General features: G+C 73.6%; 24 protein-coding genes and 1 pseudogene. 8 read left to right on the top strand and 17 right to left on the bottom strand.

Annotated features, from left to right (window positions below):
• The first annotated feature begins 6 nt into the window (after positions 1 to 6).
• Positions 7 to 468: a DUF3093 domain-containing protein gene (locus tag JHAT_RS28490; protein WP_077801152.1), complete on the top strand. Its 462-nt coding sequence runs from the start codon at positions 7 to 9 to the stop codon at positions 466 to 468.
• Positions 469 to 483: 15 nt separating this feature from the next.
• On the opposite strand, the gene JHAT_RS28485 is transcribed toward JHAT_RS28490, so the two are convergent.
• From JHAT_RS28485 to JHAT_RS28470, 4 genes are all read right to left on the bottom strand, one after another.
• A complete protein-coding gene (locus tag JHAT_RS28485) occupies positions 484 to 1,401 on the bottom strand; it encodes a hypothetical protein (protein ID WP_077801151.1) in 918 nt (305 codons plus the stop codon).
• A gap of 13 nt (positions 1,402 to 1,414) precedes the next feature.
• Positions 1,415 to 1,711 (bottom strand): DUF4193 domain-containing protein, encoded by a 297-nt coding sequence (locus tag JHAT_RS28480; protein WP_003993510.1) that lies wholly within the window; start codon positions 1,709 to 1,711, stop codon positions 1,415 to 1,417.
• A 406-nt stretch (positions 1,712 to 2,117) separates the two neighbouring features.
• The gene (locus tag JHAT_RS28475) at positions 2,118 to 3,365 is read right to left on the bottom strand and encodes a HAMP domain-containing sensor histidine kinase (RefSeq protein ID WP_077801150.1); all 1,248 of its coding nucleotides are present in this window, start codon (positions 3,363 to 3,365) and stop codon (positions 2,118 to 2,120) included.
• 6 nt (positions 3,366 to 3,371) lie between these two features.
• Entirely contained in the window at positions 3,372 to 4,025 is a 654-nt protein-coding gene (locus JHAT_RS28470; protein WP_010353034.1) for a response regulator transcription factor, read from the bottom strand.
• 478 nt (positions 4,026 to 4,503) lie between these two features.
• Here JHAT_RS28470 and JHAT_RS34780 point away from each other — a divergent pair, with 478 nt between their 5' ends.
• Positions 4,504 to 4,677 carry a hypothetical protein gene (locus JHAT_RS34780; protein WP_171991101.1) on the top strand — a complete coding sequence of 58 codons (174 nt, stop codon included), beginning with the start codon at positions 4,504 to 4,506 and terminating at the stop codon, positions 4,675 to 4,677.
• 79 nt (positions 4,678 to 4,756) lie between these two features.
• On the opposite strand, the gene JHAT_RS28465 is transcribed toward JHAT_RS34780, so the two are convergent.
• Together JHAT_RS28465 and JHAT_RS28460 are read right to left on the bottom strand one after the other, a co-directional pair.
• On the bottom strand, positions 4,757 to 5,575 hold the full coding sequence (locus JHAT_RS28465; RefSeq protein WP_077801149.1) for an inositol monophosphatase family protein: 819 nt from the start codon (positions 5,573 to 5,575) through the stop codon (positions 4,757 to 4,759).
• Between the two features lie 8 nt (positions 5,576 to 5,583).
• Positions 5,584 to 6,711 (bottom strand): ferrochelatase, encoded by a 1,128-nt coding sequence (locus JHAT_RS28460; protein WP_077801148.1) that lies wholly within the window; start codon positions 6,709 to 6,711, stop codon positions 5,584 to 5,586.
• Positions 6,712 to 6,853: 142 nt separating this feature from the next.
• Between JHAT_RS28460 and JHAT_RS28455 the strand changes: the two genes are divergently transcribed.
• Together JHAT_RS28455 and JHAT_RS28450 are read left to right on the top strand one after the other, a co-directional pair.
• Positions 6,854 to 8,113, top strand: coding sequence for an MFS transporter (locus JHAT_RS28455; protein WP_077801147.1), 1,260 nt, complete (start codon positions 6,854 to 6,856; stop codon positions 8,111 to 8,113).
• Positions 8,055 to 9,392: a D-arabinono-1,4-lactone oxidase gene (locus JHAT_RS28450; protein WP_077801146.1), complete on the top strand. Its 1,338-nt coding sequence runs from the start codon at positions 8,055 to 8,057 to the stop codon at positions 9,390 to 9,392. Before JHAT_RS28455 ends, JHAT_RS28450 begins: the two co-directional genes overlap by 59 nt.
• Here the strand turns inward: JHAT_RS28450 and JHAT_RS28445 are convergent.
• Positions 9,316 to 10,197 (bottom strand): hypothetical protein, encoded by an 882-nt coding sequence (locus tag JHAT_RS28445; RefSeq protein WP_077801145.1) that lies wholly within the window; start codon positions 10,195 to 10,197, stop codon positions 9,316 to 9,318. The genes JHAT_RS28450 and JHAT_RS28445 overlap by 77 nt on opposite strands.
• A gap of 472 nt (positions 10,198 to 10,669) precedes the next feature.
• Here JHAT_RS28445 and sepH point away from each other — a divergent pair, with 472 nt between their 5' ends.
• Positions 10,670 to 11,728 carry a septation protein SepH gene (gene sepH, locus JHAT_RS28440; RefSeq protein WP_077801144.1) on the top strand — a complete coding sequence of 353 codons (1,059 nt, stop codon included), beginning with the start codon at positions 10,670 to 10,672 and terminating at the stop codon, positions 11,726 to 11,728.
• A gap of 192 nt (positions 11,729 to 11,920) precedes the next feature.
• Here sepH and JHAT_RS28435 read toward each other — a convergent pair whose 3' ends face one another.
• Positions 11,921 to 12,772 (bottom strand): sulfurtransferase, encoded by an 852-nt coding sequence (locus tag JHAT_RS28435; RefSeq protein WP_077801143.1) that lies wholly within the window; start codon positions 12,770 to 12,772, stop codon positions 11,921 to 11,923.
• A gap of 247 nt (positions 12,773 to 13,019) precedes the next feature.
• Between JHAT_RS28435 and JHAT_RS28430 the strand changes: the two genes are divergently transcribed.
• From JHAT_RS28430 to JHAT_RS28420, 3 genes are all read left to right on the top strand, one after another.
• Positions 13,020 to 13,823: a VOC family protein gene (locus JHAT_RS28430; protein ID WP_077801142.1), complete on the top strand. Its 804-nt coding sequence runs from the start codon at positions 13,020 to 13,022 to the stop codon at positions 13,821 to 13,823.
• A gap of 291 nt (positions 13,824 to 14,114) precedes the next feature.
• A complete protein-coding gene (locus JHAT_RS28425; RefSeq protein WP_077801166.1) occupies positions 14,115 to 14,684 on the top strand; it encodes a Scr1 family TA system antitoxin-like transcriptional regulator in 570 nt (189 codons plus the stop codon).
• Complete coding sequence (locus JHAT_RS28420) at positions 14,681 to 14,896, top strand: DUF397 domain-containing protein (protein WP_077801141.1); 216 nt, start codon at positions 14,681 to 14,683, stop codon at positions 14,894 to 14,896. Before JHAT_RS28425 ends, JHAT_RS28420 begins: the two co-directional genes overlap by 4 nt.
• A 167-nt stretch (positions 14,897 to 15,063) precedes the next feature.
• On the opposite strand, the gene JHAT_RS28415 is transcribed toward JHAT_RS28420, so the two are convergent.
• The 9 genes and pseudogenes from JHAT_RS28415 to JHAT_RS28375 all read right to left on the bottom strand — a co-directional run bounded on the left by JHAT_RS28415 (position 15,064) and on the right by JHAT_RS28375 (position 24,112).
• The gene (locus JHAT_RS28415) at positions 15,064 to 16,266 is read right to left on the bottom strand and encodes a VWA-like domain-containing protein (RefSeq protein WP_077801140.1); all 1,203 of its coding nucleotides are present in this window, start codon (positions 16,264 to 16,266) and stop codon (positions 15,064 to 15,066) included.
• A gap of 11 nt (positions 16,267 to 16,277) precedes the next feature.
• A complete protein-coding gene (locus tag JHAT_RS28410; RefSeq protein WP_077801139.1) occupies positions 16,278 to 17,501 on the bottom strand; it encodes a sigma 54-interacting transcriptional regulator in 1,224 nt (407 codons plus the stop codon).
• Positions 17,498 to 19,279 (bottom strand): ankyrin repeat domain-containing protein, encoded by a 1,782-nt coding sequence (locus JHAT_RS28405; RefSeq protein ID WP_253195637.1) that lies wholly within the window; start codon positions 19,277 to 19,279, stop codon positions 17,498 to 17,500. Before JHAT_RS28405 ends, JHAT_RS28410 begins: the two co-directional genes overlap by 4 nt.
• A complete protein-coding gene (locus tag JHAT_RS28400; RefSeq protein WP_077801165.1) occupies positions 19,276 to 20,412 on the bottom strand; it encodes a gala protein in 1,137 nt (378 codons plus the stop codon). The genes JHAT_RS28405 and JHAT_RS28400 overlap by 4 nt, the downstream gene beginning before the upstream one ends.
• 106 nt (positions 20,413 to 20,518) lie before the next feature.
• Positions 20,519 to 20,594 (bottom strand): annotated as a pseudogene (locus JHAT_RS28395).
• A 74-nt stretch (positions 20,595 to 20,668) separates the two neighbouring features.
• Positions 20,669 to 21,544: an endonuclease/exonuclease/phosphatase family protein gene (locus JHAT_RS28390; RefSeq protein WP_077801137.1), complete on the bottom strand. Its 876-nt coding sequence runs from the start codon at positions 21,542 to 21,544 to the stop codon at positions 20,669 to 20,671.
• Between the two features lie 88 nt (positions 21,545 to 21,632).
• Positions 21,633 to 22,283 (bottom strand): thymidine kinase, encoded by a 651-nt coding sequence (locus tag JHAT_RS28385; RefSeq protein ID WP_077801136.1) that lies wholly within the window; start codon positions 22,281 to 22,283, stop codon positions 21,633 to 21,635.
• Between the two features lie 39 nt (positions 22,284 to 22,322).
• Positions 22,323 to 23,516, bottom strand: a complete 1,194-nt coding sequence (locus JHAT_RS28380; protein ID WP_077801135.1) for an alkaline phosphatase family protein — start codon at positions 23,514 to 23,516, stop codon at positions 22,323 to 22,325.
• Positions 23,516 to 24,112 (bottom strand): DUF5998 family protein, encoded by a 597-nt coding sequence (locus tag JHAT_RS28375; protein ID WP_171991100.1) that lies wholly within the window; start codon positions 24,110 to 24,112, stop codon positions 23,516 to 23,518. The genes JHAT_RS28380 and JHAT_RS28375 overlap by 1 nt, the downstream gene beginning before the upstream one ends.
• Positions 24,113 to 24,231 lie beyond the last annotated feature (119 nt).

Genomic DNA, 24,231 nt, shown 5'->3' with positions numbered 1-24,231 from the left:
TGCTTCATGCAGCTCTCCGCCACCCCTTACGAAGAACGTCTCACCGCGCCCCGTTCCTGGTGGCTGTTCTCCTTCCTGGTGGGCCTCTCGTGCGCCCTGATCCTGCTGCCCCTGGGCACGCTGCCGATGCTGGGCGGCCTGGCGGGCGGCACGGCCGCGGCGGCGGTCGTGACGAGTTCGTACGGCGCGGTCCGCATCCGGATCGTGGGGGAGTCGCTGGTCGCGGGCGAGGCGAAGGTGCCGCTGACGGCCCTGGGCGAGGCGGAGGTCCTCGACCCGGAGGAGGCCCGTGCCTGGCGCACCCACAAGGCCGACGTCCGCGCCTTCATGCTGCTGCGCGCCTACGTCCCGACGGCCGTGCGCGTCGAGGTCACGGATCCCGAGGACCCGACCCCGTACCTGTACCTGTCGACCCGCGAGCCGGAGCGGCTGGTCGAGGCGCTGCGGGCGGCGAAGGCGGCCGCGTAGCGCACGCGCGGGGGGTCAGTGCCCGGGCCCGAGGTCTTTTCCGAGGGCGTCCATGTCGAGGGCGTCCTCGGGCCTCTCCAGGGCGGGAAGCTCCCCGAGGGCGTCCCAGGACACCTGCCGTCTGCGCAGGTCCGCACGGATGCGGTCGGCCAGCTTCCGGGTGTCGCGCCGGTTCATGAAGGCGCCCACGGCGGCACCCACCATGAACGGCATCAGGTTGGGCAGGTTGCGCACCATGCGCTTCATGATCTGCTGGCGCAGCTGGCGCTTCATGTGGCTGTTCATCGCCGTGCCGAGGGTCGACGGCTTGGTCACCTCGACGCCGCGCTCGTCCGACCAGGAGTTCAGGTACGCGGTGCTGCGCTGCGTCAGGGTGCCGGGCGGGCGTACGCCGTAGACCTCGTGGAGTTCGGCGATCAGCTTGAGCTCGATCGCCGCGACACCGGTGACCTCGGCGGCCAGCTCGGTGGGCATCGCGGGCGGTACGGGGAGCATCGCCGCCGCGCCGATCCCGGCACCGATGGTCGCGGTGCCCCGGGTGGCGCCGCTCACGAGGCGGTCGGCGATCTCCTCGGGGCCGAGCCCGGGGAACTGCCTGCGCAGCGTCGCCAGGTCCCGTACGGGGACGCGCGGGGCCAGCTCGACGACGCGGTCGGCGAGGTGCGCCAGGGCCGCCCTGGCACGGTCGCCGCCCCTGCGGACGCCCTGTCCCGCCCTGTCCCGGAACGCCGCTGCCCGGCGCCGGGCAGCGGGCGCCGGTGTCCGGACGGTCGCCGGGAGGTCGCCCCGGTCGTTCCCCGGTTCGAGCGGGGCCGTCCCCGGATCGGTCGGGCCCCGCTCGTCGTCACGCGCGCGCTGTGGGCCGTCGGACGGCCCTTGGTCCGCTCCTCGCGCGGAGAAGCGGCGCTTCCAGGGAGGGGTCGAGCCGGTCACGGCCGACCCCGCCTCAGTCGCAGTCGCGGCAGATCGGCTGGCCGTTCTTCTCCCGGGCCAGCTGGCTGCGGTGGTGCACCAGGAAGCAGCTCATGCAGGTGAACTCGTCCTGCTGCTTCGGCAGCACACGGACGGCCAGTTCCTCGTTGGAAAGGTCGGCACCGGGAAGCTCGAGGCCCTCTGCGGCTTCGAACTCGTCGACGTCGACGGCCGAGGCGGACTTGTCGTTCCGCCGGGCCTTCAGCTCTTCAAGGCTGTCCGAGTCGACGTCGTCGTCGGTCTTGCGTGGAGTGTCGTAATCGGTGGCCATGGTCGCTCTCCCCCTCTGGGTGTCTGCGGGTGTCTCCAGCGCACGTAACGCGTGAGAGGCCGGACTTGTGCCCGACCCGAGGCGGAGATTTTGCCTCACATCAAGGTCTGTTACTCAATCGACACCCAACCGGACTCCTCAAGAGTGATCGGCGTGGATGGCGATGGGGACCGTACACGGTCCGAATACCGCACTTCAAAGGCGTCTCACCGTGTACTTCCCGTGATCAGCACCCCTGAAAACCAGGATTTTCCCGGCTTTCCGACAGGGTGCATGATCACGGAGAGTAGAGGGCGGAAAAGCCGTCGCTGTGATCGATCACACACGCGAACCCCTGGACGGCGACCTGGAAATTCCGCCCGGAGCGAACGTCTCCGGGTCCCGGCGGGATGTCGGGGCCATGGTCTCAGACCGGGAGCGTGACACGCATCACGAGCCCCCCGCCCTCGCGCGGCTGCGCGTAGATGTGCCCGCCGTGCGCCCGGGCCACCGACCGCACGATGGACAGGCCGAGGCCGACCCCCTTGTCGCTGCCCGTGCGCTCCGTGCGCAGCCGCCGGAACGGCTCGAAGAGGTTGTCGATCTCGTACGCCGGCACGACCGGGCCCGTGTTGGTGACGACCAGGACCGCGTGGCCGTTCTCGACCGCCGTGGTGACCTCCACCCAGCCCTGTTCGGCCACGTTGTAGCGCACGGCGTTCTGCACCAGGTTCAGCGCGATCCGCTCCAGCAGCACGCCGTTGCCCCGGACCACCGCGGGCTCGCGGTCGCCCGTGATGCGCACGCCCTTGGCCTCCGCCTCGGCGTGCACCTGGTCGATGGCCTGGCCGGCGACCTCGGCGAGGTCCACGGGCCCCCGCTCGACGATCTGGTTGTCGCTGCGGGCCAGCAGCAGCAGGCCCTCGACGAGCTGCTCGCTGCGCTCGTTGGTGGCGAGGAGCGTCTTGCCGAGCTGCTGGAGCTCCACCGGGGCGTTCGGGTCGGACAGGTGCACTTCCAGGAGGGTGCGGTTGATCGCGAGCGGTGTGCGCAGCTCGTGCGAGGCGTTGCCGACGAAGCGCTGCTGGGCCGTGAAGGCCCGCTGCAATCGCTCCAGCATGTCGTCGAAGGTGTCCGCCAGCTCCTTGAGCTCGTCGTCCGGGCCGTCCAGCTCGATGCGCCGGGACAGGTCGGAACCGGCCACGGCGCGCGCGGTGCGGGTGATCCTGCCCAGCGGCGACAGGACGCGGCCGGCCATGGCGTAGCCGAAGGCGAAGGCGATCACGGCGAGGCCGAGCAGGGCCAGCAGCGAGCGGCTGAGCAGGTTGTCCAGGGCGACCTGCCGCTGGTGGTCGATGCACTCGCTGATCGCCGCGTTGAACGTGGACAGCGAGAGGTTGCTCGCGTTGTTCACGACCGGGCACTTGTCGCTGGAGACCTTGATGTCGGTGCCGCCGACGATCTTGAACAGCGGTTCGTTGCCCGTGGTCAGCGCCTGCGCCGCCAGCAGGTAGATGATCGACAGCAGCAGGATGCCCGCGATCAGGAACATGCCGCCGTACAGCAGCGTGAGCCTTATCCGGATGGTGGGGCGCAGCCACGGCAGGGGGGTCGCCGGGCGGGGGTCCCAGGTGGGTTTCGGGGGCGCCCCGGGGGGTGCGGGTGTCGTCGCCACGGCCGATCAGATCCGGTAGCCGGAGCCGGGCACGGTGACGATGACGGGCGGCTCGCCCAGTTTGCGGCGCAGGGTCATCACGGTCACGCGCACGACGTTGGTGAACGGGTCGGTGTTCTCGTCCCACGCCTTCTCCAGCAGCTGCTCCGCGGAGACGACCGCGCCCTCGCTGCGCATGAGCACCTCCAGCACGGCGAACTCCTTCGGGGCGAGCTGGACCTCCCTGCCGTCGCGGAAGACCTCGCGGCGGTTGGGGTCGAGCTTGATCCCGGCGCGCTCCAGAACGGGCGGCAGGGGCACGCTGGTGCGCCGGCCCAGCGCACGCACGCGCGCGATGAGCTCGCTGAAGGCGAAGGGCTTGGGCAGGTAGTCGTCGGCGCCGATCTCCAGGCCCTCGACCCGGTCGCTGACGTCGCCGGAGGCCGTGAGCATCAGCACGCGGGTGGGCATGCCGAGTTCGACGATCTTGCGGCACACGTCGTCGCCGTGCACGAGGGGGAGGTCGCGGTCGAGGACGACCACGTCGTAGTCGTTGACGCCGATGCGCTCCAGGGCGGCCGCACCGTCGTACACGACGTCGACGGCCATGGCCTCCCGGCGCAGTCCGGTGGCCACCGCATCGGCGAGCAGCTGCTCGTCCTCGACGACGAGTACGCGCACGTCGCTTGTCCTTCCTGTGTCCACCCGCGTGACGCCGCTCGGACGCACGAGGGCAGGGGGGTCTCGTGGGTGTGTTGGCCTCCATCCTGCCCTTTTCGGTCATAAGTCGGCTGTAAGGCGGGGGCCGGGGAGGGGCGGACGGAAACGGCCGACGGGATGCGGCCGGGCGGAGGACGACCGCCCGGAAAAGATCGTCTTTTCGGACCGCCTACCCGGGAATGCGGGATTTTCTCGTGCCGTTGAGGTTTCCGCGGGAGGGGGCATGGGGAGGACGGCTTTACACCCCGCGATCACGCTCTGCCCGTACCGCGCGCCACGCGGTGCTCCGTGGTCCGCTTCCGCAGAGCGGGCGTGGGTGTCCGGCACCGTCGCCGCCCAGCAGGGCAGCGCTGGGCACTCCACCGGAGACGTGATCGCCCCTTCCGAACCGGCACACCCCCGTGCCACCGACCCACGACCCAGGACGAGGGGGCGCAGCATGGACGCTTTCACCGCAGGACTTCTGCAGCGCATAAAGACGACCGAGTCCGACCTGTCCCGGGCTCGCGACGAGGGCGACGAGTTCCTCGTCGAGGTCGAGCTGGGCGAGCTCGACGACCTGCGCCGTCTCGCCGCCGAGCACGGTGTGGAAGTCGACGCGACCGGCGTCTGACCGGCCCGTGAGCGACGGGGCCCCGGCGTCATCCGGCGCCGGGGCCCCGTCGTGTCGTGCGGGGGGTGCGGGAGCGGCGTCAGGCGCCGAAGTCCGCCAGGAGCCGCTGGAGGGACTGGAAGACCTCGGGGGTGGCCGCGATCGTCAGATCGCGTGACGGGCGCTCCCCGGGGCGTCCACCGGTCACCGCGCCCGCCTCCCGGGCGATCAGGTCTCCTGCCGCGAGGTCCCAGGGGTGCAGTCCCCGTTCGTAGTAGCCGTCGAGGCGGCCCGCGGCCACGTCGCACAGGTCGATCGCGGCCGAACCGCCGCGCCGGATGTCCCGTACCAGCGGGATCAGCCGCCGCGCGATCTCGGCCTGCTCGGCGCGGACCTCGGCGACGTAGTTGAAGCCGGTGGAGACCAGTGCCTGGTCCAGCGGCGCCGCGGCCCGGCGGGCGAGCCGCCGTTCGCCGTCCCAGGCCCCCGTCGCCCAGGCGCCGCCGCCCCGGACCGCCCAGTACGTCTCGCCCCGCATCGGGGCCACGACCACCCCGGCGACCCGCTCGCCGTCCTGCTCGGCGGCGATGGAGACCGCCCAGGTGGGCAGGCCGTAGAGGTAGTTGACCGTGCCGTCGAGCGGGTCGATCACCCAGCGGACGCCGCTGGTGCCCTCGACGGCGGCGCCCTCCTCGCCGAGGAAGCCGTCGGCGGGCCGGCGGTCGGCGATCAGGCCGGTGATCAGCTTCTCGGCGGCGATGTCCATCTCGGTCACCACGTCGATCGGGCTCGACTTGGTGGCCGCGACCCCGAGGTCGGCCGGGCGGCCGTCGCGCAGCAGTTCGCCCGCCCGGTGGGCGGCCTCCCGGGCGATCTCCAGCAGCTCCGTGTGGAGGGGGTCGGTCGTCACGTCGGTCACGGGGCTCCTCAGGCGTAGGGGCTGTCGGCGCCCGCGGCGGCGGGCCGGGGGGCGCGGGCGGGGCAGCAGCCGACGGGGCACAGGTCGTGGCTGGCGCCGAGCGCGCCCAGGGCGCACGGCGTGACCTCCTGGCCGCGCTCGACGGAGGCCCGCTCCAGGACGAGGTCGCGGACCGCGGCGGCGAACCGCGGGTCGGCGCCGACGGTGGCCGAACGGCGCACCGGCAGCCCCAGCTCGGCGGCCTTGGCGGTGGCCTCCGTGTCGAGGTCGTAGAGGACCTCCATGTGGTCGGAGACGAAGCCGATGGGGGCCATCACCACGGCGGGGACGCCGGCCGCGTGGCGCTCCTCCAGGTGGTCGCAGATGTCGGGCTCCAGCCACGGGATGTGCGGGGCACCGGAGCGCGACTGGTAGACGAGCTGCCAGGGGTGGTCGACGCCGGTGCGCTCCCGGACGGCGTCGGCGATCAGCCGCGCCACGTCCAGGTGCTGGCGGACGTAGGCACCGCCGTCGCCGTGCTCCTCGACCGGGCCGGAGGTGTCGGACGCGGCGGTGGGGATCGAGTGGGTCGAGAACGCGATGTGCGCGCCGTCGCGGACCTCCTCGGGGAGGTCGGCGAGGGACCGGAGGACACCGTCGACCATGGGCTCGACGAAGCCGGGGTGGTTGAAGTAGTGCCGCAGCTTGTCGATCCTCGGCAGCTCCAGGCCCTCGGCCTCGAGGGCGGCGAGCGCGTCCGCGAGGTTCTCGCGGTACTGGCGGCAGCCCGAGTACGAGGCGTAGGCGCTGGTGGCGAGGACGAGGATGCGGCGGCGGCCGTCGCGGACCATCTCGCGCAGGGTGTCCGTCAGGTACGGCGCCCAGTTGCGGTTGCCCCAGTAGACCGGCAGGTCCAGGCCGTGCTCGGCGAAGTCCTCGCGCAGGGCGTCCAGCAGGGCGCGGTTCTGGTCGTTGATGGGGCTGACCCCGCCGAAGAGGAAGTAGTGCTGTCCGACTTCCTTGAGGCGTTCCTTGGGGATGCCGCGCCCGCGCGTCACGTTCTCCAGGAACGGGACCACGTCGTCCGGGCCCTCCGGGCCGCCGAACGAGAGCAGGAGCAGGGCGTCGTAGGGGCTGGCATCGAGCACGTCAGGCATGTCTCGATCCTGCCACCCGGCACTGACACAGGACATCGGTGGGTGGCTGCGGTGCGTCCCGCGGGGGTTCTTTCGGGGCATCCCCGCGCGTAAGCTGTATCGACTGCGAGCGCACCTTACTGAGCCCTTATCGGAGACATCGTTGCCCAGCCCCTACCGCGCCCTGTTCGCCGCCCCCGGCAGCAAGGGTTTCTCCTTCGCGGGCTTCCTCGGCCGGATGCCGCTGTCGATGATGGGCATCGGCGTGGTGACGATGATCTCGCAGCTCACCGGCCGGTACGGACTGGCCGGCGCGCTGTCGGCCACCATCGCGCTCGCCGCCGCCGTGGCCGGACCGCAGGTGTCGCGGCTGGTGGACCGGTACGGCCAGCGGCGCGTGCTGCGCCCGGCGACGCTGGTGTCGCTCACCGCGGCGGCCGTGCTGCTGCCGGCCGCCCACTACGGGTGGCCGGACTGGGTGCTGTTCGCGGCCTGTGTAGGCATCGGCTGCGTGCCGAGCCTCGGCGCGATGGTCCGGGCCCGCTGGGCGGCCCTCTACCGGGGCACTCCGCAGCTGCACACCGCGTACTCCTTCGAGTCCGTGGTGGACGAGGTCTGCTTCATCTTCGGGCCGATCATCTCCATCGGCCTGTCCACGGCGTGGTTCCCGGAGGCCGGTCCGCTGCTGGCCGCCTGTTTCCTGGCGGCCGGCGTCTTCTGGCTGACCGCCCAGCGCGCCACCGAGCCCGTGCCGCACCCGCGCGACCACGGGGGCGGCGGCGGCACCGCGCTGAGCTCCCGGGGACTGCAGGTCCTGGTCGCGACGTTCGCGGCCACGGGGACGATCTTCGGGGCCGTCGACGTGGTCACCGTGGCCTTCGCCGAGGAGGAGGGGCACAAGGCCGCCGCCAGCCTCGTGCTGGCCCTGTACGCGGCGGGCTCCTGCACGGCGGCCATGGTCTTCGGTCTGCTGCGCTTCGCCGGACCGCCCGAGCGCCGCTGGCTGCTGGGCGTGTGTGCGATGGCCGTGAGTATGATCCCCCTCCAACTGGTCGGGAACCTGCCGTTTCTGGCCGCGGCGCTGTTCGTTGCGGGTCTGTCCATCGCTCCCACGATGATCACGACCATGTCCCTCATCGAAGAGCACGTACCACGCGCCCAGCTCACCGAGGGCATGACCTGGGTGAGCACCGGGCTCGCGGTCGGGGTCGCGCTCGGTTCGTCCGTGGGCGGCTGGGTGATCGACGCGGCCGGGGCGCGTGCGGGGTACGGGGTTCCGGCGGTCGCCGGGGCCGTCGCGGTCGCGGTCGGTTTCCTCGGGTACCGCCGGCTCAAGCGGCCGGCTCCGCGTCGGGGAGGGACCGTTGGGCAGCACACGCACGGCGAGCGGGCGGACGAGCGGGAGGAACCGCACGTGGCGTAACTGGGGCGGCAACGTCTCGGCGCGTCCGGCGCGGGAGGTCGCCCCCGCGTCCGTCGACGAACTGGTCCGGGCCGTACGCCGGGCCGCCGAGGACGGGCTGCGGGTCAAGGCCGTCGGCACCGGGCACTCCTTCACGTCCATAGCCGCGACGGACGGGATGGTGATCCGTCCTCATCTGTTGACCGGCATCCGCCGCATCGACCGCGAGGCCATGACGGTCACGGTGGAGGCCGGCACCCCGCTCAGGAGGCTCAACGTGGCCCTCGCGCGGGAGGGCCTGTCGCTCACGAACATGGGCGACATCATGGAGCAGACGGTCTCCGGGGCCACCAGCACCGGCACCCACGGCACGGGCCGCGACTCGGCCTCGATCGCCACCCAGATCAAGGGCCTGGAACTGGTCACTGCCGACGGCTCGGTGCTCACGTGCTCCGAGGAGGAGAACCCCGAGGTCTTCGCCGCCGCCCGGATCGGCCTCGGTGCCCTCGGCGTCGTCACCGCGATCACCTTCGCCGTGGAACCGGTCTTCCTGCTGACGGCCCGCGAGGAACCGATGCCCCTCGAGCGGGTCCTCGCCGACTTCGACGACCTGTGGGCCGAGAACGAGCACTTCGAGTTCTACTGGTTCCCGCACACCGGCAACACCAACACCAAGCGCAACAACCGCAGCGCGGGCCCCGCCCGGCCGGTGGGGCGCCTCCAGGGCTGGTTCGACGACGAGTTCCTCTCCAACGGCGTCTTCCAGGCGGCCAACTGGGTCGGCCGCGCGGTGCCCGCCACCGTCCCGGCGATCGCGCGGGTCTCCAGCAGGGCCCTGTCCGCGCGGACGTACACCGACATCCCCCACCGGGTCTTCACCTCCCCGCGCCGGGTGCGGTTCGTGGAGATGGAGTACGCCGTTCCACGCGAGGCCGTCGTCGAGACGCTGCGCGAGCTGAAGGCCATGGTCGACCGGTCGGGGCTGAGGATCAGTTTCCCGGTCGAGGTGCGGACGGCCCCGGCCGACGACATCACGCTGTCCACCGCCTCGGGCCGCGACAGCGCGTACGTCGCCGTCCACATGTTCCGGGGCACGCCCTACCGGGCGTACTTCACCGCCGCCGAGCGCATCTTCACCGCCCACGAGGGACGCCCGCACTGGGGCAAGGTGCACACACGGGACGCCGAGTACTTCGCCGGGGTGTATCCGCGCTTCGGCGAGTTCACGGCGCTGCGGGACCGTCTTGACCCTGATCGCCGGTTCCAGAACGACTACTTGCGCCGGGTCCTGGGGCCGTAGCCGAGGCGTCGGGGGCCGGGCTCGCGCCCTCGCCGGACCCGTCGCTCCCGGACCCGTCGCTCCCGGTGGCGCCCGGCGTGGGCGCCGGACCGGCCCCGGTGCCACCGTCCTGCGGGGAGGTGCCGTCCGGCGACGTACCGCCCCGGGAGCCGCTCGGGGTCCCGGACGGAGTCGCCGCCGGCGCCTCGTCGCCGGTGCCGGAGTCCCCCGGGTCCCCCGGATCCGCCGAGTCCGCCGGGTCCGTCGGAGCCGGGGAGTCCGCGGAGCCGCCGGTGCCGCCCGACTCCCCCGGGTCCGGCGCGGAGTCGCCGTGACCGGAGAGGGCTCTGCCGACGGTCGTGCTGTGTCCGCCGCTCAGGTCGTGGCCGGAGGCGGCTTCGTAGACGGTGATCCCGCCCATGGTGACGCCGAAGACGAGGGCCGCCGCGAGCAGGGGCCGCTTCCAGCTCCTGACCCGCGCGCGGTAGACGGTGCCCTCGGAGAACTCGCCGGGAGGGGGCGCCGCTCGCCCGCCGGAGCGTCCGGCACCCGCCGCGACACCCGCCACGGCGGCGCGCCTGGTCCTCAACCGCTCCGCGGTGCGCTTGAAGAAGTGCTGGAACACCGGCCCGCCGCAGGTGGCGACGACACTGATCAGGCCGGCGCCGAGGATCGTGCCGTAGACGCCGAAGGAGGAGGCGAGCTTGGCGGCGACCACCGCCGCCAGGGCGCTGCCCGCCACCTGGGGCACGCTCAAGTCGATCCGCTTGGATTCCACCTCCGTACGCATGTCCGCCTCACCGACGACATCGGGCCTTTCACGCATCCCCGGACCTTGCCTGTCTTTCCCGTACATGATCGATCAACCGCACGAGAAGGGGACGTACGACCGAAACCATTAGTTCCGTTTCTGGCGATTCCGTGAAGTACGCCACGCGCAGGGTCGCGGAAATCGCGCCGGGGACGGCCGACCACTCCCTCTTGCGCGAAGTCGGGCGGCGCGCCAATCCACGCAGGTGGTCCGAATGGAGTACTGTTGCGAGCCCTGGGTCCGGTCTCCCGACAGGGGGTCCGGGGCCCCGAAGGACCGCCGGGAGGGGGCTAGTTGCACTGGGTGACGCAGTTGGTCACTTAGCGTTGCGAACAGGTAACCGTGCCATAACGGCGATCCAGGGCCCGCGCCCGACACGCCGGGCAACTCGGCAAGGTTGTGGCAGGCTGCACCCGGGCAGGCCACACTCGACAGAGCGGAAGCAGCGACGCACGTGACGTCGGCAGGCACCACCCGGGAGGTCCCCATGCCCGAACTGCGTGTCGTGGCCGTCTCGAATGACGGCACACGGCTGGTGCTGAAGGCTGCGGACAGCACGGAGTACACGCTTCCGATCGACGAGCGGCTCCGGGCCGCCGTGCGCGGCGACCGTCCCCGCCTCGGCCAGATCGAGATCGAGGTGGAGAGCCATCTCCGCCCCCGCGACATCCAGGCACGTATACGAGCCGGTGCGACCGCCGAAGAAGTCGCCCAGATGGCCGGCATCCCCGTCGACCGCGTACGCCGCTTCGAGGGCCCCGTCCTCGCCGAGCGCGCCTTCATGGCGGAGCGGGCCCGCAAGACCCCCGTCCGCCGCCCCGGCGAGAACTCCGGACCGCCCCTCGGCGAGGCCGTCCAGGAACGGCTGCTGCTGCGCGGCGCCGAGAAGGACACCGTGCAGTGGGACTCCTGGCGCCGCGACGACGGCACCTGGGAGGTCCTGCTGGTCTACCTGGTCGCGGGCGAGCCGCACTCGGCGAGCTGGACGTACGACCCGCCCCGGCGGCTCGTCCAGGCCGTCGACGACGAGGCGCGCGCGCTGATCGGCGAGACCGACGACCTCGCGGCGAACGAGCCCAGCTTCCCGTTCGTCCCGCGCATCGCGCGGTTGCCGCGCGACCGGCCGCTGGACCGCACGCTCGACCGGGAGCACCGGGAGCGGCCCGGCCTGCCCGCGCAGCCGTCCGAACCGGCCGAGGAGACCACGGCCACCGCCTCGGGCGAACGCGAACGGGACTCGCTGACCAGTCTGCTGGAGGCGGTGCCGAGCTTCCGGGGCGACCTGGTCGTCCCCGAGCGCGTGCCGGAACCGGTGGAGGAGCCCGCCGAGGAGCCCGGGGCGGAGGAGCCCCCCGCCCCGGCCGCATCGGCCGGATCCGCCTACGCCGACGTGCTCATGCCGCGCTCCGTGGGCAGCCACCGCGACCGCCTCACCGGCTCCACCGACCGCCAGGCCGAGGCCGACGGGGTTCGCCCGGGGCGCCGCGCGGCGGTGCCGAGCTGGGACGAGATCGTGTTCGGGACGCGGCGCAAGAAGCAGGAGTAGGCGGGCTCTCCCCCGCACGCGTTCGGGCCGCACCCCGCGGGGTGCGGCCCGAACGCGTCCGCCGGGCTGCCGGGATCGTGTGGCCCACCGAGGTCCCGTGGCCCATCGAGGTGGTGTGGTCCACCGGGGTCGCGGGGCCCACCGGGGCCCCGTGGTCCACCGGGGCCCCGTGGTCCACCGGGGCCCCGTGGCCTACTGGGGATCCGCTCCCACGGCCACCGGTCGCTCCGGGTCCGACGACCACTCCGACCACGACCCCACGTACAGCGCCGCCGGGATGCCGGCCACCGCCAGCGCCAGCACCTCGTGGGCCGCGGACACGCCCGAGCCGCAGTACACGCCGACCTCGCCGCCGTCGGTCGCGCCCAGGGTCTTGAAGCGGGCGCGGAGTTCCTCGGCCGGCCGGAACCGGCCGTCCTCCAGCACGTTCTCCGTCGTCGGCGCCGACACCGCGCCCGGGATGTGACCGCCGACCGGGTCGATCGGCTCGACCTCACCCCGGTACCGCTCCCCCGCCCGGGCGTCGAGCAGCACCCCGGACCGGGCCAGCGCGGCGGCCCCGTCCGCGTCCAGCAGCCCCACCGCGCCCGGCGCCGGCGCGAAGTCGCCCTCGTCGGGCACCGGGACGTCCACGGACAGCGGCTCCCGCCAGGCGCGCAGTCCGCCGTCGAGGACCCGCACGTCCGGGTGGCCCGTCCAGCGCAGCAGCCACCAGGCGCGGGCCGCCGCCCACCCCTGCCCGCCGTCGTACACGACGACCGGCCGCCCCGACGACACGCCCGCGCGGCGCATCGCGGCGCCGAACTCCGCCACGTCCGGCAGCGGATGCCGGCCGTGCTCGCCGGGCGCGGAGGCGAGTTCCCGGTCCAGGTCGACGAAGACGGCGCCGGGGATGTGCCCGGCCGCGTACTCGGCCCGGCCGTCGAAGGGCGGCGCGCCGGCCGCCTTGGCGGCGCTCAGCTGCCAGCGGACGTCGAGCAGGACGGGCGGGTGCGCGCCCGCCAGCTCGTCCGCGAGTTCGGTTGCGGAGATGATGGCGTTCATGGGCCCATCCTGACGTACCGAGTGGCCGCCGCGCCGATGTCGGGCTACTCTGCCCGCCGGACGGCACCGATCACCAAGCGTACGGAATCGGACACATGCTGTACTGCCCGGGCCGCCGGGCGGCTTCCGGGGTGCGCCCGGGGCACGCGGCACCGGGCCCGGGGCGGCATCGGCACCAGGGGCCGCGCGAGGGCCGACAGAGCGCAAGCGGACGCACGGCCCGCGCAGGGCCGAGGAGAGAGTGACGATGACCGATGCACGGGGACCGGCCGGCCGCGGCGGCGAGACGCACGCCCGGCACACGCCCGGCACACCCTGCTGGGTGAGTCTGATGGTCCACGACCCGGACGCGACCCAGGAGTTCTACGGAGCTTTGTTCGGCTGGGAGTTCCGGCCCGGCCCCGAGCAACTCGGCCCCTACGCACGGGCCCTGCTCGACGGGAAGGAGGTGGCGGGCATCGGCCGGCTCCCCGCGGACCGGCACCTGCCCCTGGCCTGGACGCCGTACCTCGCCTCCGACGACGTGAACGAGACGGCTGAAACGGTACGCCTGTGCGGCGGCACGGTCGGCGTGGGCCCGCTGGACGCGGCGGAGGCCGGGCGCATGGCCATCGGCTCCGACCCGGCGGGTGCCGTCTTCGGCGTCTGGCAGGCCGCGGCACACCTCGGCACGGCCGTCACCGGCGTCCCGGGCGCGCCCGCGTGGAACGAGCTCACGACCTACGACGCGGCGGGCGTCGCCAAGTTCTACGAGACGGTGTTCGGCTTCGAACTGGAGCCGGCGGCCGGCGCGGGCCGCGCCCACGTGACCCTCCGCCTCGACGGCCGCCCCGTCGCCGGCATCCACGGCCTCGACGGCGCCCTGCCCCGCGAACGCGGCCCGCACTGGACGACGTACTTCGAGGTGGCCGATCTCGGGGAGTCCCTGGAACGGCTGACCACCCTGGGCGGGGACGTCCTGGAACCGGCCCGGGACACGCCACGCGGCCGCGTGGCACTGGTGGCGGATCCGGAGGGGGCACGGTTCGCGGTGGTGCACAGCGGAGGGTGACGGACGGGAGGAAAGAACCGGCCCGCGCCGTGGAGGTGAAGCGCATCGCGAAGGTGCGGTCCGGTGGCGGGGGCGCCTTCAAAGGGGCACAGGAGGTGGCGGGTTGGGCGGTGTCGGTGGGATTGACGGGTTTCGTCGTCACGCCCGTCACGGTCCCGCCGGTCGCTCAGCGTGACCGGTGGTGACGCAGTGACAGGGGGCGGCTGTACCCGAGTTGTACGCGCGTGTCGGAGCTGCGCGCCGTGACGACGTCCCCTGCGGGGCGTTGAGCGAGAGAAGGCGGTGGTCGACATGGCGGAGCACACGGGTGCGGAGGCAGGGGCCGAGGCGGTTCCCGGGGAGCGTGAGAACGGCGACGGCGACGGCGGCGCGGGTGCGGCGGTCGTGAGTCTCGGGGACGGGCGGGAGAACGACGGCGGGGCCGGGCGGCGCCCGGAGGACGAGACCGGGCGGGGTGTCGTGGTCGCGTTCGGGCAGACCATGAAGACACTGCGGGTGCGGGAAGGGCTGGAGCGCGAGGAGTTCGGCCGGCGGCTCGGGTACTCGGCGTCCACCATCGCGTCGTTCGAGCAGGGGCGGAGGATTCCGACGTCGAGGATCGCCGGCCAGAAGCAGAACGTCGAGATCCAGGTCATGCCGACCGAGTGCGAGGAGAACGCAGGCGTGAACGGACCGTTCACGGTGGTCACCAGGAAGGACGGCAAGAAGTTCGTCTACACGGAGACGCACACGACCAGCTCTCTTGAGACCGACCCGGAACAGACGGCTCTCGCGGCTGCACGCCATGGGATTATCCGATCGCAGGCTCTCAGTCCGCAGGAGTCAACGAAGTTCATCGAAGGGCTGCCGGGAACGCTATGAACAACGCCGAGTCCTCCCCCGCCGCCTCCGACCTCGCCTGGTTCAAGAGCAGTTACAGCGGAACCGAGGGCGGTCAGTGTGTAGAGGTCGCAGCCGGCTCGGCTGCTGTACACGTCCGTGACTCGAAGGCTGACTCCGGTCCCATACTCACTGTGTCGCGCGAGGCCTGGGCGGGGTTTGTCGGGCCGGCCTCGCCGGAGCAGCGCGTCTGACGCTCGTACGGCCATGAGGGCCCTGCCGGCCCGGGTCTCGGTCGGCAGGGTCCTCATGGTCTCTGTTGTACTGATGACAGGTGGCACCTGCTGGGCGTCGAGCCGGGTTGGACCACGTCAGTCGTTCGGCGTGCCGTTCACGGACCACTCGTCGGCGTCCACCGCGCTCACCGCTGCCCGGGGGAGCCGGTGGGGACGCGTACCGTCTCCACCCAGCTCGGGGGCTGCGGTGCGCCGGCGCCGATGAGGGCCGCGACCAGGCGGCAGGACGGGGTCTCGTCCGGCCAGGGGGTGAAGCCGTCGGTGAGGACGACGACGATCGACGGGCGGTCCCGGGCCGCGAGCGCGGCCTCGATGCCGACGCGCATGTCGGTGCCGCCACCGCCGCCGAGGGTGATCTGCTCGGCGGACGTCACCCGCGAGACGGCGTGCACGTCGGCGTCGCAGGCGAGGACCGTGACGCGGTTGCCGCGCACGCCGACCTCGCGCAGTACGCCCGTGATCTCCCCCAGGGCCGCGGCGAGTTCCGCGTCGCCCATCGAGCCCGAGGTGTCGACGACGACGGCCACGCGGGGCAGCGGGCGGCGCAGGCTCGGCAGGACGACGCCGCGCAGCGCCGGGGTGCGGCGCGAGGGGCGGCGGTAGGTGTAGTCGACGGCACCGCCGGCCCACGCGGCGGCCTCCCGGACGGCGCCGGACAGGGCCTGCCGCCAGTCGACCGTGGGTTCCAGGACCTCCTCGGCCCAGCGCTGCCAGCCCGCGGGCAGGGTGCCCCGGGCGCGCTGGTGGGCGCGCATGGCCTCGGCGGTGTGCCGGCGCAGCGCCCTGGCCTCGGCCTCCCCGAGCGGGGCGGGGCCGGTGGACGCCGGCAGTTCCCAGGGCGCCGGGCGGCCGTGGGCGCCCGAGCCGCAGTCGTGACCCCGGACGCCCGGGGGGAGTTGGTCCAGGTACGTCTCGAACAGCTGCCCGTCGGGCAGGCCGTACAGGCGGGGCTCGACGCGTCCGGCGGGCAGGCGCAGGCCGTCGGCGAGGAGGTCGTCGTTGATCTCGCAGTCCTGGGCGACGTTGACGCGGTACCCGTCGCGCTGTGCGGCGGCGGGGAGCCGGGCGGCGCGGCCGTGGTGGTCGCGCAGCAGGTGCGCCGCCTCGTGCACCCAGACGCCCGCGAGTTCCTCCACGGGCGTGGCGGCGACGAAGGCGGGTGACACGTAGCAGCGCCAGTGCCGGTCCACGCCCATCGTCCCCACCTCGGGGCAGGGCACGATGGTCAGGGCGTACAGGGCCGAGGCCAGGTAGGGCCGGTGGTGCGCCGCGCGGTAGCGGGCGGCGAGCAGCTTGGTCCGGTCCAGCTCGCCGCGGGCGGCCGTCATCAGGGCGGGCCTCACCGGCTGCCGGGCAGGGCCCCGGACATCTGCAGCAGCTCCAGGAACCCGTCGATGCCGGGCGGCACGGGCCACTCCAGCCGGCGCATCGCCGCCAGGTCGGTGGCGGCCCGGGCGGCCACGTCCGGCACGCCCGCGTCCACGGCCTTGGCCAGGACCGTCCAGCCGGCCTCCCAGCGGGGCCGGGTGGTCTCGCTCTGGATGGCGGCGACCACCGCGATGAGGAAGGCCAGTTGCCGGTCGCCCCGCTCGGGCAGGGCGAAGGCGTCCGGATCGGCGAGGACCCTTTCGGGGTCCGGGAGGTCGAGGTGCTCCAGGTACGACAGCAGTTCGATGCCCGCGCCGTCCCCGACGGCACCGGTGAGCGCGGCGGCCAGCGCCTCGCGGCCGGCGCCGGTGGCGTAGCCCGTCGCGAGCAGCCGCAGCGCCATCTCCCAGGTCCGCGGGGACGGCCACGACCGGCCCCGGCTCTCGGCGTCGTCGGGGATGTGGTGGACGAGGCCCGGGCGGGCGGTGAGGAAACCGGAGACGGCGCCGCGGGCCCGCGCGACGGCGCCGGGCACCTTCGCCGGGTCGACCAGCGGGACGGCCGCCTCCGGCCAGGTGCCGGCCATGCCGCGGGCGACCGTGGCGGGGTCGTGGGTCCAGTGGAGGTGGACGAAGCGGTTGGCGAGCGGCGGGCTGAGGTGCCAGCCGTCGGCGGCGCTGGAGGGCGGGTTGGCGGCGGCGACGATGCGTACGGCGTCGGGCAGGACGAGGCTGCCGACCCGGCGTTCGAGGACGACCCGCAGCAGCGCCGCCTGCACGGCCGGCGGTGCGGAGGACAGTTCGTCGAAGAAGAGCAGGCCCTGGCCGGCGTGCCGGAGCCGGACCGCCCAGTCGGGCGGGGCCATCGGCACCCCGGTCGTCGCCGGGTCGTCGCCGACGATCGGCAGTCCGGCGAAGTCCGACGGTTCGTGCACGCTGGCGATGACCGTCTCCAGCGGGAGGCCGAGTCCGGCGGCGAGCTGCTCCAGGGCGGCGGACTTGCCGATGCCCGGTTCGCCCCACAGGAGGACGGGCTGGTTGGCCGTCACGGCCAAGGCCAGCGCCTCCAGTTGGTGGTTGGCGGCGGGTTCGGTGCGCCGGGTGCGCAGCCGGGCGACGAGGTCGTCCGCGGCGGCCAGCGGGGCCGGCGCGGTGCGGGAGGCGGAGGCGGTGCGGGAGGCGGGTGCGGTGCTCAACTGTCCTCGTCCTCGTCGTCGTGTTCCTCGTTGGCGTCCATCATCTCGTCCCACCAGTCGGCGCCGATGCCCGGATGCTCCTCCCGCACCCGCTGCCGCAGGAAGGCCAGGTCGGCACGCCCGTACCGGCGGATGATCTGGGCCAGCGAGTAATCGATGTCGTCGACCACGTCGATGCGCGCGCCGGCGGCGAGGAACGCCTCGACCAGGGCCCGGGAACCGCCGTCGTTGACCGCCACGAACAGCGGCGTGCGGCCCCGGCTGTCGCGGGCCTCGAGGTCGAGTCCCGCCTCGAGCAGCCGGGGCAGGAGAAGCCGGTGGTCGACCAGGTGGAGCACGTGCAGCAGGGACCGCCGGGCGGTGTCGCGCACCCGGGGGTCCACGCCCGCGTCGAGGAGTTCGAGCACGCCGTGGGTGTCGCCGTGCTGGGCGCGCAGGAACAGGTCGCGCATCTGGGCGCGCAGGGCCTTCGGCAGCCGGCCGTCTCCCGACGCCCACGTCTGCTGGACGGCGAAGCACCCGGCGACGGCGCCGCCGAACGCGCGCAGGGCCCGCTCGCGCTGCTGCTCCTCGTCGCTGTGCGGCATGCGGAGCAGCCCGTTGCCCGGGCGGAAGCCCACCTCGTGCCACTCGCCGCGGCAGCGGACCCGGACCGGTGCGGGCGCGTCGGGACCCGGCGGGCCGACGGTGCCCTCGGGGACCGTCAGGGCGGGGAACAGCGCCTCGCGGACCAGCGGGTGCAGGTGTTCCGGCTCGACTCCGCCCATGCGCAGCAGGTCGAGGTCGGGGAGCCTGCGCCAGAGCTCCTCGGCGAGGAAGGGGAGATTCCCGGCGTTCTTCGAGTCGACGGCGCGGATCCGCAGCCCGGCGCCGGAACCGTCCGGTTCCAGCAGGATGTTCGTACCCCAGCCACCGTGCTTGAGGAGGGCGCCGCTGCCGGTGCCCGCACCCACGAGCCGGCGGACCTCCGGTTCCAGACGGGTGTGGTTGAGCGCGAGCGGGCGCAGGCACTCCTCCAGGCCGGGCCGGTACGTCGCGGGGGTGCTCGGTGGGGTGAGGTCGGCCTCGATGCCGGCTGCCGCGAGGGCTTCGAGGACCGCGCCGCGCTGATGCAGCAGGGTGGCCCGTTCGGCGCGTGCCGCCGGGTCGGCGGGACCGGGGTCCGCCGTGGGCAGTTCCTCCGCCGTGCGCGGCGTGCCGTCGGCGTGGAAGAACGGCGGCCGGTCGCCGCCGCCGCACCGTTCGAGCAGTTCCGTGGTACGGCGCGCGTCCCAGAGGTGGCGGGCCTGACGCCAGTCGTCGGTACTCCAGCGGAAGACGCCGTCGGCCGCCTCGCCGAAGACCGACTCGAAACGCAGGGTGACGCGCTGCGGACCCTGCACCATCGGGGGCGTGGTGACGTGGAGGTACGGCGTGGGCAGGGGTCGTTCGGCGGCGTCCACCGGCCGGTAACGGGCGAGGACCACGGTCCGGTCGGTGTCGAGGGTGGTCCATCCGCCCAGGAAGCGGGGCAGGTGCCAGCGCAGCAGGTCCGGGACCAGGTGGCGCAGGTCGTCCTCCAGAGCCCCGGCCACGTCGTCGCCGTGGTCCTCGGCGACCTTCGCCAGGTCGAAGGCGACGTCCACACCGGCCGCCGCGCAGGCGCCCCGCCAGTCGCCGGCCGCGCGGCGCTCGGTCGCCTGCTCGATCATCCTCCCGGGCACCGCGTAGCGGCGGATCCGCCGCCGGCTCGACGCCTCCTCCGGTGACAGGCACGGCATTCCGGGGTGCGGGCTCACCGGTAGACACTTCCTATCGCGCTGAGGTCGGGGTGCGCACCGGCGGCCGGTCGCAGGCGCCGGGTCAGGGACCGCTTCACCTTGCGGGGCAGTCCCGGGCCCAGACCGACGTACTCCAGCGGCGAGCCGTCCGGCACGGCGGCCAGCAAGGACTTCGCGCCCCGCCCGGTGAGTCCGGTGTGGCGCAGTTCGAGGCGGCGCAGCGGGCTGCCGCACAGGGCGGCGGCCAGGGCGCGGGCGCCGTCGTCACCGGTGGCGTTGGCGGGGGCGCCGAGGCTGCGCTCCGAGGGCGGCCGGCCCAGGTCGAGCGCCTCGATGCCGTCCAGGGCGTCGGCGAGGGCGCGCGCACCGGCGGGGCCGATGCCGTTGCCGCCCAGTCCGAGGCGTACCGGCCGTTCGGAGTCGGCGGCGGCTGCCGCGAGGACGGCGGCGCCCTCGTCGCCGAGGTGGTTGGCGGGCAGGTACAGCTCGCGCACGCCGGCGTCCCGGATCAGCGCGGCCAGCAGTCCGGCGGCGTCGGCGGTCAGGCCGTTCCCGCCGAGGAAGAGGCGCTCCACCGGGCGCGGGCGGCCGGTGAGGGCGTCGAGCAGCGCGCGCAACCCCGTGGTGGTGAGGCCGGTGTTGACCAGGTCGAGGGTGCGCACCGTGGTGTTGCGGCGGAGCATCGCGGCGAGGGCGAGGGCGCCGTCGTCGCCCACCGGATTGCGCTTGAGCCACAGGGCGCGCACGGTCGCGTCCGCCGACAGCGCGTCGGCGAGCGCGGCGACGCCCTCGGGGCCGATGCGGTTGCAGCCGAGGTAGAGCGTGCGCAGGCCGTGGTCGTCGCCGAGGGCGCGGGCGACCGTCGACGCCCCTTCGTCGCCGATGGCGTTGGTGCCGAGCAGGATGTGCCGGGCGGGCGGCGAGGCGGCGGCGACGGGCACCAGACGGGCGGCGCCGGCCGCTCCGAGGCCCTGCTTGCAGAGGTCGACGCGGCCGTCCGCGCGCAGGGTGCCGACCGGGAAGGTCTCGTCGGCCTCGATCGCTCGCGCCGACCTGAGCCGGGCCAGCAGCGGGTCCAGGCCGGCGGGGTCGCCGATCGGGATGTCCGGGTGTTCGATCGCCGGGCAGCGCACGGGTGTCGGCTGCGTCATCACCACTCCACCGGTCCGTCGCCGGTGCCCGGCGCGCCGAGGACGGCATCGTCCTCCGCCCGCCCGGGACGGACCGACGCCAATCGACTCTCTCCAACGACAGGGGTGGCAAGGCCGGTCGGATTCGAACCGACGTCCTCCAGCTTGATGCGTGGGCGCGACGACCTCTGCGCTACGGCCTTGCCGGGGTGATCATATCCTCGCCCGCTCCACCGGTGATCACTTGTTCGACGGGCGGTTCATTCGGCGGGTGGGTTCAGCGGCCGCGTCGGTGCAGCCTCAGGTCGGTGACCACGGGGCGGTGGTCCGACGCGTCGGTCGCCACCGTCCCGGCGCCGGTCACGGTGATGTCGGGCGAGACGGTGACCAGGTCGATGCGCTTGACCGGGGTGGTCGCCGGGTACGTCCCGCCCCCGTCGGGAGCGGCGTCCCGCAGTTCCCGCCACAGCGGCGCCAGTTCGGGGGCCGTGGGTTCGGCGTTGAAGTCGCCGACGAGGATCTTCGGGCCCCGGTCGGCGGCCAGCACCTCCAGCATGTCGTCCACCTGGGCCGCGCGGATCGAGGGGTCGGCCCGGTAGTCGAGGTGCGTGGCGTAGACGTGCGCGTGCGCGCCCCGCACATTGACCGTCACCTCGGCGAAGCCGGGCGCCGGGGCGGGCACCGGATCGGAGGTCTGGGTGGAGAGGCGGGTGATCTCGTGGTTCTCCGCGGCGAGGATCGGGTACCGGCTCAGCACGGCGACGCCGTAGCGACGACGCTCCGCCCCCGGGGTGGCCGGGTCCAGGTCGTAGATCGGCGCGAAGTACGCGCGCATGCCCAGCTTCCCGGCCAGCGCACGGGCCTCGTCGACGAAGTCGCTGCGCGCTCCCCAGTGCACGTCGACCTCCTGGAGGCCGATCACGTCGGCCCGCAGGCCGCGTACGGCCTCGGCGGTGCGGTCGAGGTCGAAGACCTGGTCGGCACCGGCTCCGGCGTGGATGTTGTAGGTCGCCACCCGCAGCGGCACCGCCGGGGCCTTCGCGCCCGGGGCGTCCCCGTCCAGGGCGGACGCCGGTGCCGCCGTGGAGAGCAGGACGGCGGCGAGGACGGCGGCGCGGTGGACGCGGAGGGGACGTCGGAAACGGGACTTCATGCCTTCTCCGATCACGTGGAGGCGGGACCGGAACAGTGACGCCCATCACCTGACGGAACGTCAACCCCACGCGGGGGGCGCCCTCCTGTCAGATCGGGGTGACCGGCAGCACGTCCGGCGACAGGGCCGCCGCGCGGGCCGTCGCCGCCGTCATGCGGCGCCGGTGGTGGCGTCGGCACAGCACCTCGTACCCGACCTCGTCGGAGGACTGGTTGACGTCGCCGACGACCACCTGGGCGCCCTCGACGACCATGACGCCGCCGACGGTGCGGGCGTTGTGCGTGGCGCGGGCGCCGCACCAGCACAGGGCCTCGACCTGGAGCACCTCGACGCGGTCGGCGAGTTCGACCAGCCGCTGCGAGCCGGGGAACAGCTTGGAGCGGAAGTCGGTGGTGATGCCGAAGGCGTACACGTCGAGTTCGAGGTCGTCGACGACGCGCGCGAGCTGGTCGATCTGCTCCGGCGCCAGGAACTGCGCCTCGTCCGCGATCACGTAGTCCGCGCGGCCGCCCTGGGAGAGGTGGTCGACGACGTGCGCGTACAGGTCGTGTCCGTCCTCGACCTCCACCGCGTCCGTGACCAGGCCGAGCCGGGAGGAGAGCTTGCCCTCGCCGGCGCGGTCGTCGCGCGTGAAGATGATGCCCGCCAGACCGCGGGCCGAGCGGTTGTGCTCGATCTGGAGAGCCAGTGTCGACTTCCCGCAGTCCATCGTTCCGGAGAAGAACACCAGCTCGGGCATGAGGGGTTGAGCACCTTTCGGCGAGGGGCGGCGGTGGGGTCAGGAACGTGCTTCGAGCAGGGGGACGAGCTGCTCGGCGGGGGTCATCGAGCCGTGGTTGCCGACCATCGACGACTCCCTCGGCTCCCGCTCGGAGGCGATGAGCAGGACGTCGTCGCGCGCGGCGGCGACCACGTCGCCGATGCGGCCGTACACCCGTTCGTCGACGCGGGGGCCGAACCAGCCGGCCTCGATCGCCTCGTCGCGCGAGGCCACCCAGAACTGCTCGCCGAGCACCTCGCGCCAGCAGGTCAGCACGTCGTCGTGAGCGCCGGGGACGGCGTACACGTGCCGGGCGCGGCCCTCTCCGCCGAGGAGGGCGACGCCCGCCTTCAGCTCCCAGTCCTCGTCGAAGTCGATGCGGTGGTCCTCGTCGAAGGGCACGTCGATCATGCCGTGGTCGGCGGTGACGTAGAGGGCGCTGCGCGGCGGCAGCTGCTCGGCCAGGCGCTGGGCCAGCCGGTCGACGTGCATCAACTGGCCGCGCCAGGTGTCGGAGTCCACGCCGTAGCGGTGGCCGGCGCCGTCGACCTCGGCGTAGTACGTGTAGAGGAGGGCGCGGTCGGCGGCGGCCAGCTGCTCGGCCGCGAGGTCCATGCGCTCCTCGCCGGAGAGCCGGCCGTGGAAGGTGCCGCCGCTGAGGGCGATCTTGGTCAGCGGGGTGTTCGCGAAGGTCGGCGAGGAGATCTGGCCGGCGAGCACGCCGGCCTGCTGGGCGAGGCCGAAGACGGTGGGGTACGGCTGCCAGGCGTCCGGCGGGGCCCAGGGCTGCCAGCGCAGCTGGTTCATCAGCTCGCCGGTGTCGGGGTTGCGCACGGTGTAGCCGGGCAGGCCGTGGGCGCCCGGCGGCAGGCCGGTGCCGACGGAGGCGAGGGAGGTGGCGGTGGTCGCCGGGTAGCCGGCGGTGATCGGACGTCCGGTGCCGCCGCGCGAGCTGCCGAGCAGGGAGTTCAGGAAGGGGGCTTCGTCGGGGTGGGCCCGCAGCTGCTCCCAGCCGAGGCCGTCGATCAGGAACACGCAGTTCCGGTCGGCGGGGGCCAGTTCCGTGATGGCCGCGGTCATGCCGGGGACGCCGAGGCCGGCGGCCAGCGTGGGCAGCAGGTCGGCGAGGGAGCCCGTGCCGTACTCGGGCACGGGGGCCGAGTCGACGGGGAGCGGTTCCGGGTGGGTGTCCCAGGTGGTGTGCTGCGCCATCAGTGGGGAGAGTCCGCGGTCGCCTCGGAGAGGGCCTGCGCGAAGGCGAGCGCCTGGCGCACCGTCTCCGGGCCGTCCCCGGCCTCGCTGACGCGCAGGCTCAGGTCGTCGGCCGTCGAGCTGCCGGTGTAGCCGTGGTCGGCCTCGCAGTTCGGGTCGCCGCAGGCGGCCGGCTCCAGGTCGAGGCGGGAGACGGCGCCCCAGCCGATGGTGAGCACGATCTCGCGGGGCAGGGTGCCCGGCTTGTACTTCTCCGGGTTGGCGACCACGCGGCTGACGACGATGGACGAGATCCGGCCGAGCTTGACGGACTCCGTGGACGTCGTGGCGTAGGGCGTCGGGGAGGTGTCGTCGGCGGCCTGCTCGTCGGTGTGGCTGACGATGAAGCGGTTGCCGGTGAGCACCAGCACGGTCACGTGCCGGCGCACCTCGTTCTGGTCGAACGTGGTCTCCTGGTGGACCAGGTACGACCGGATGGGCTCGCCGCCCACGGCGGCCTCCACCGCCTCGGCCACGAGGGCCGGGTAGTAGCCGCTGCGTTCGATCGCCGCTCGCAGCCCCTGGGTCGTCGTACTGGTCTTGGCCATGCCGTCCATCCTACGGGGGCCCACCGACTGCGCGGGACGCCCGTGCGGTCCCCGTGCGCCGCCCGCGGGGCCCCGGCCGGTCCCGGTGCGGTCGCGCGCGGCCGGTGCCGGCGCGGTCGCGCGCGGCC

It is taken from the genome of Streptomyces sp. JHA26 (assembly GCF_002005565.1).
Taxonomy (GTDB): domain Bacteria; phylum Actinomycetota; class Actinomycetes; order Streptomycetales; family Streptomycetaceae; genus Streptomyces.
Note: the sequence above shows the minus strand (reverse complement) of the source record. Positions and strands in the feature narration are given on the sequence as shown.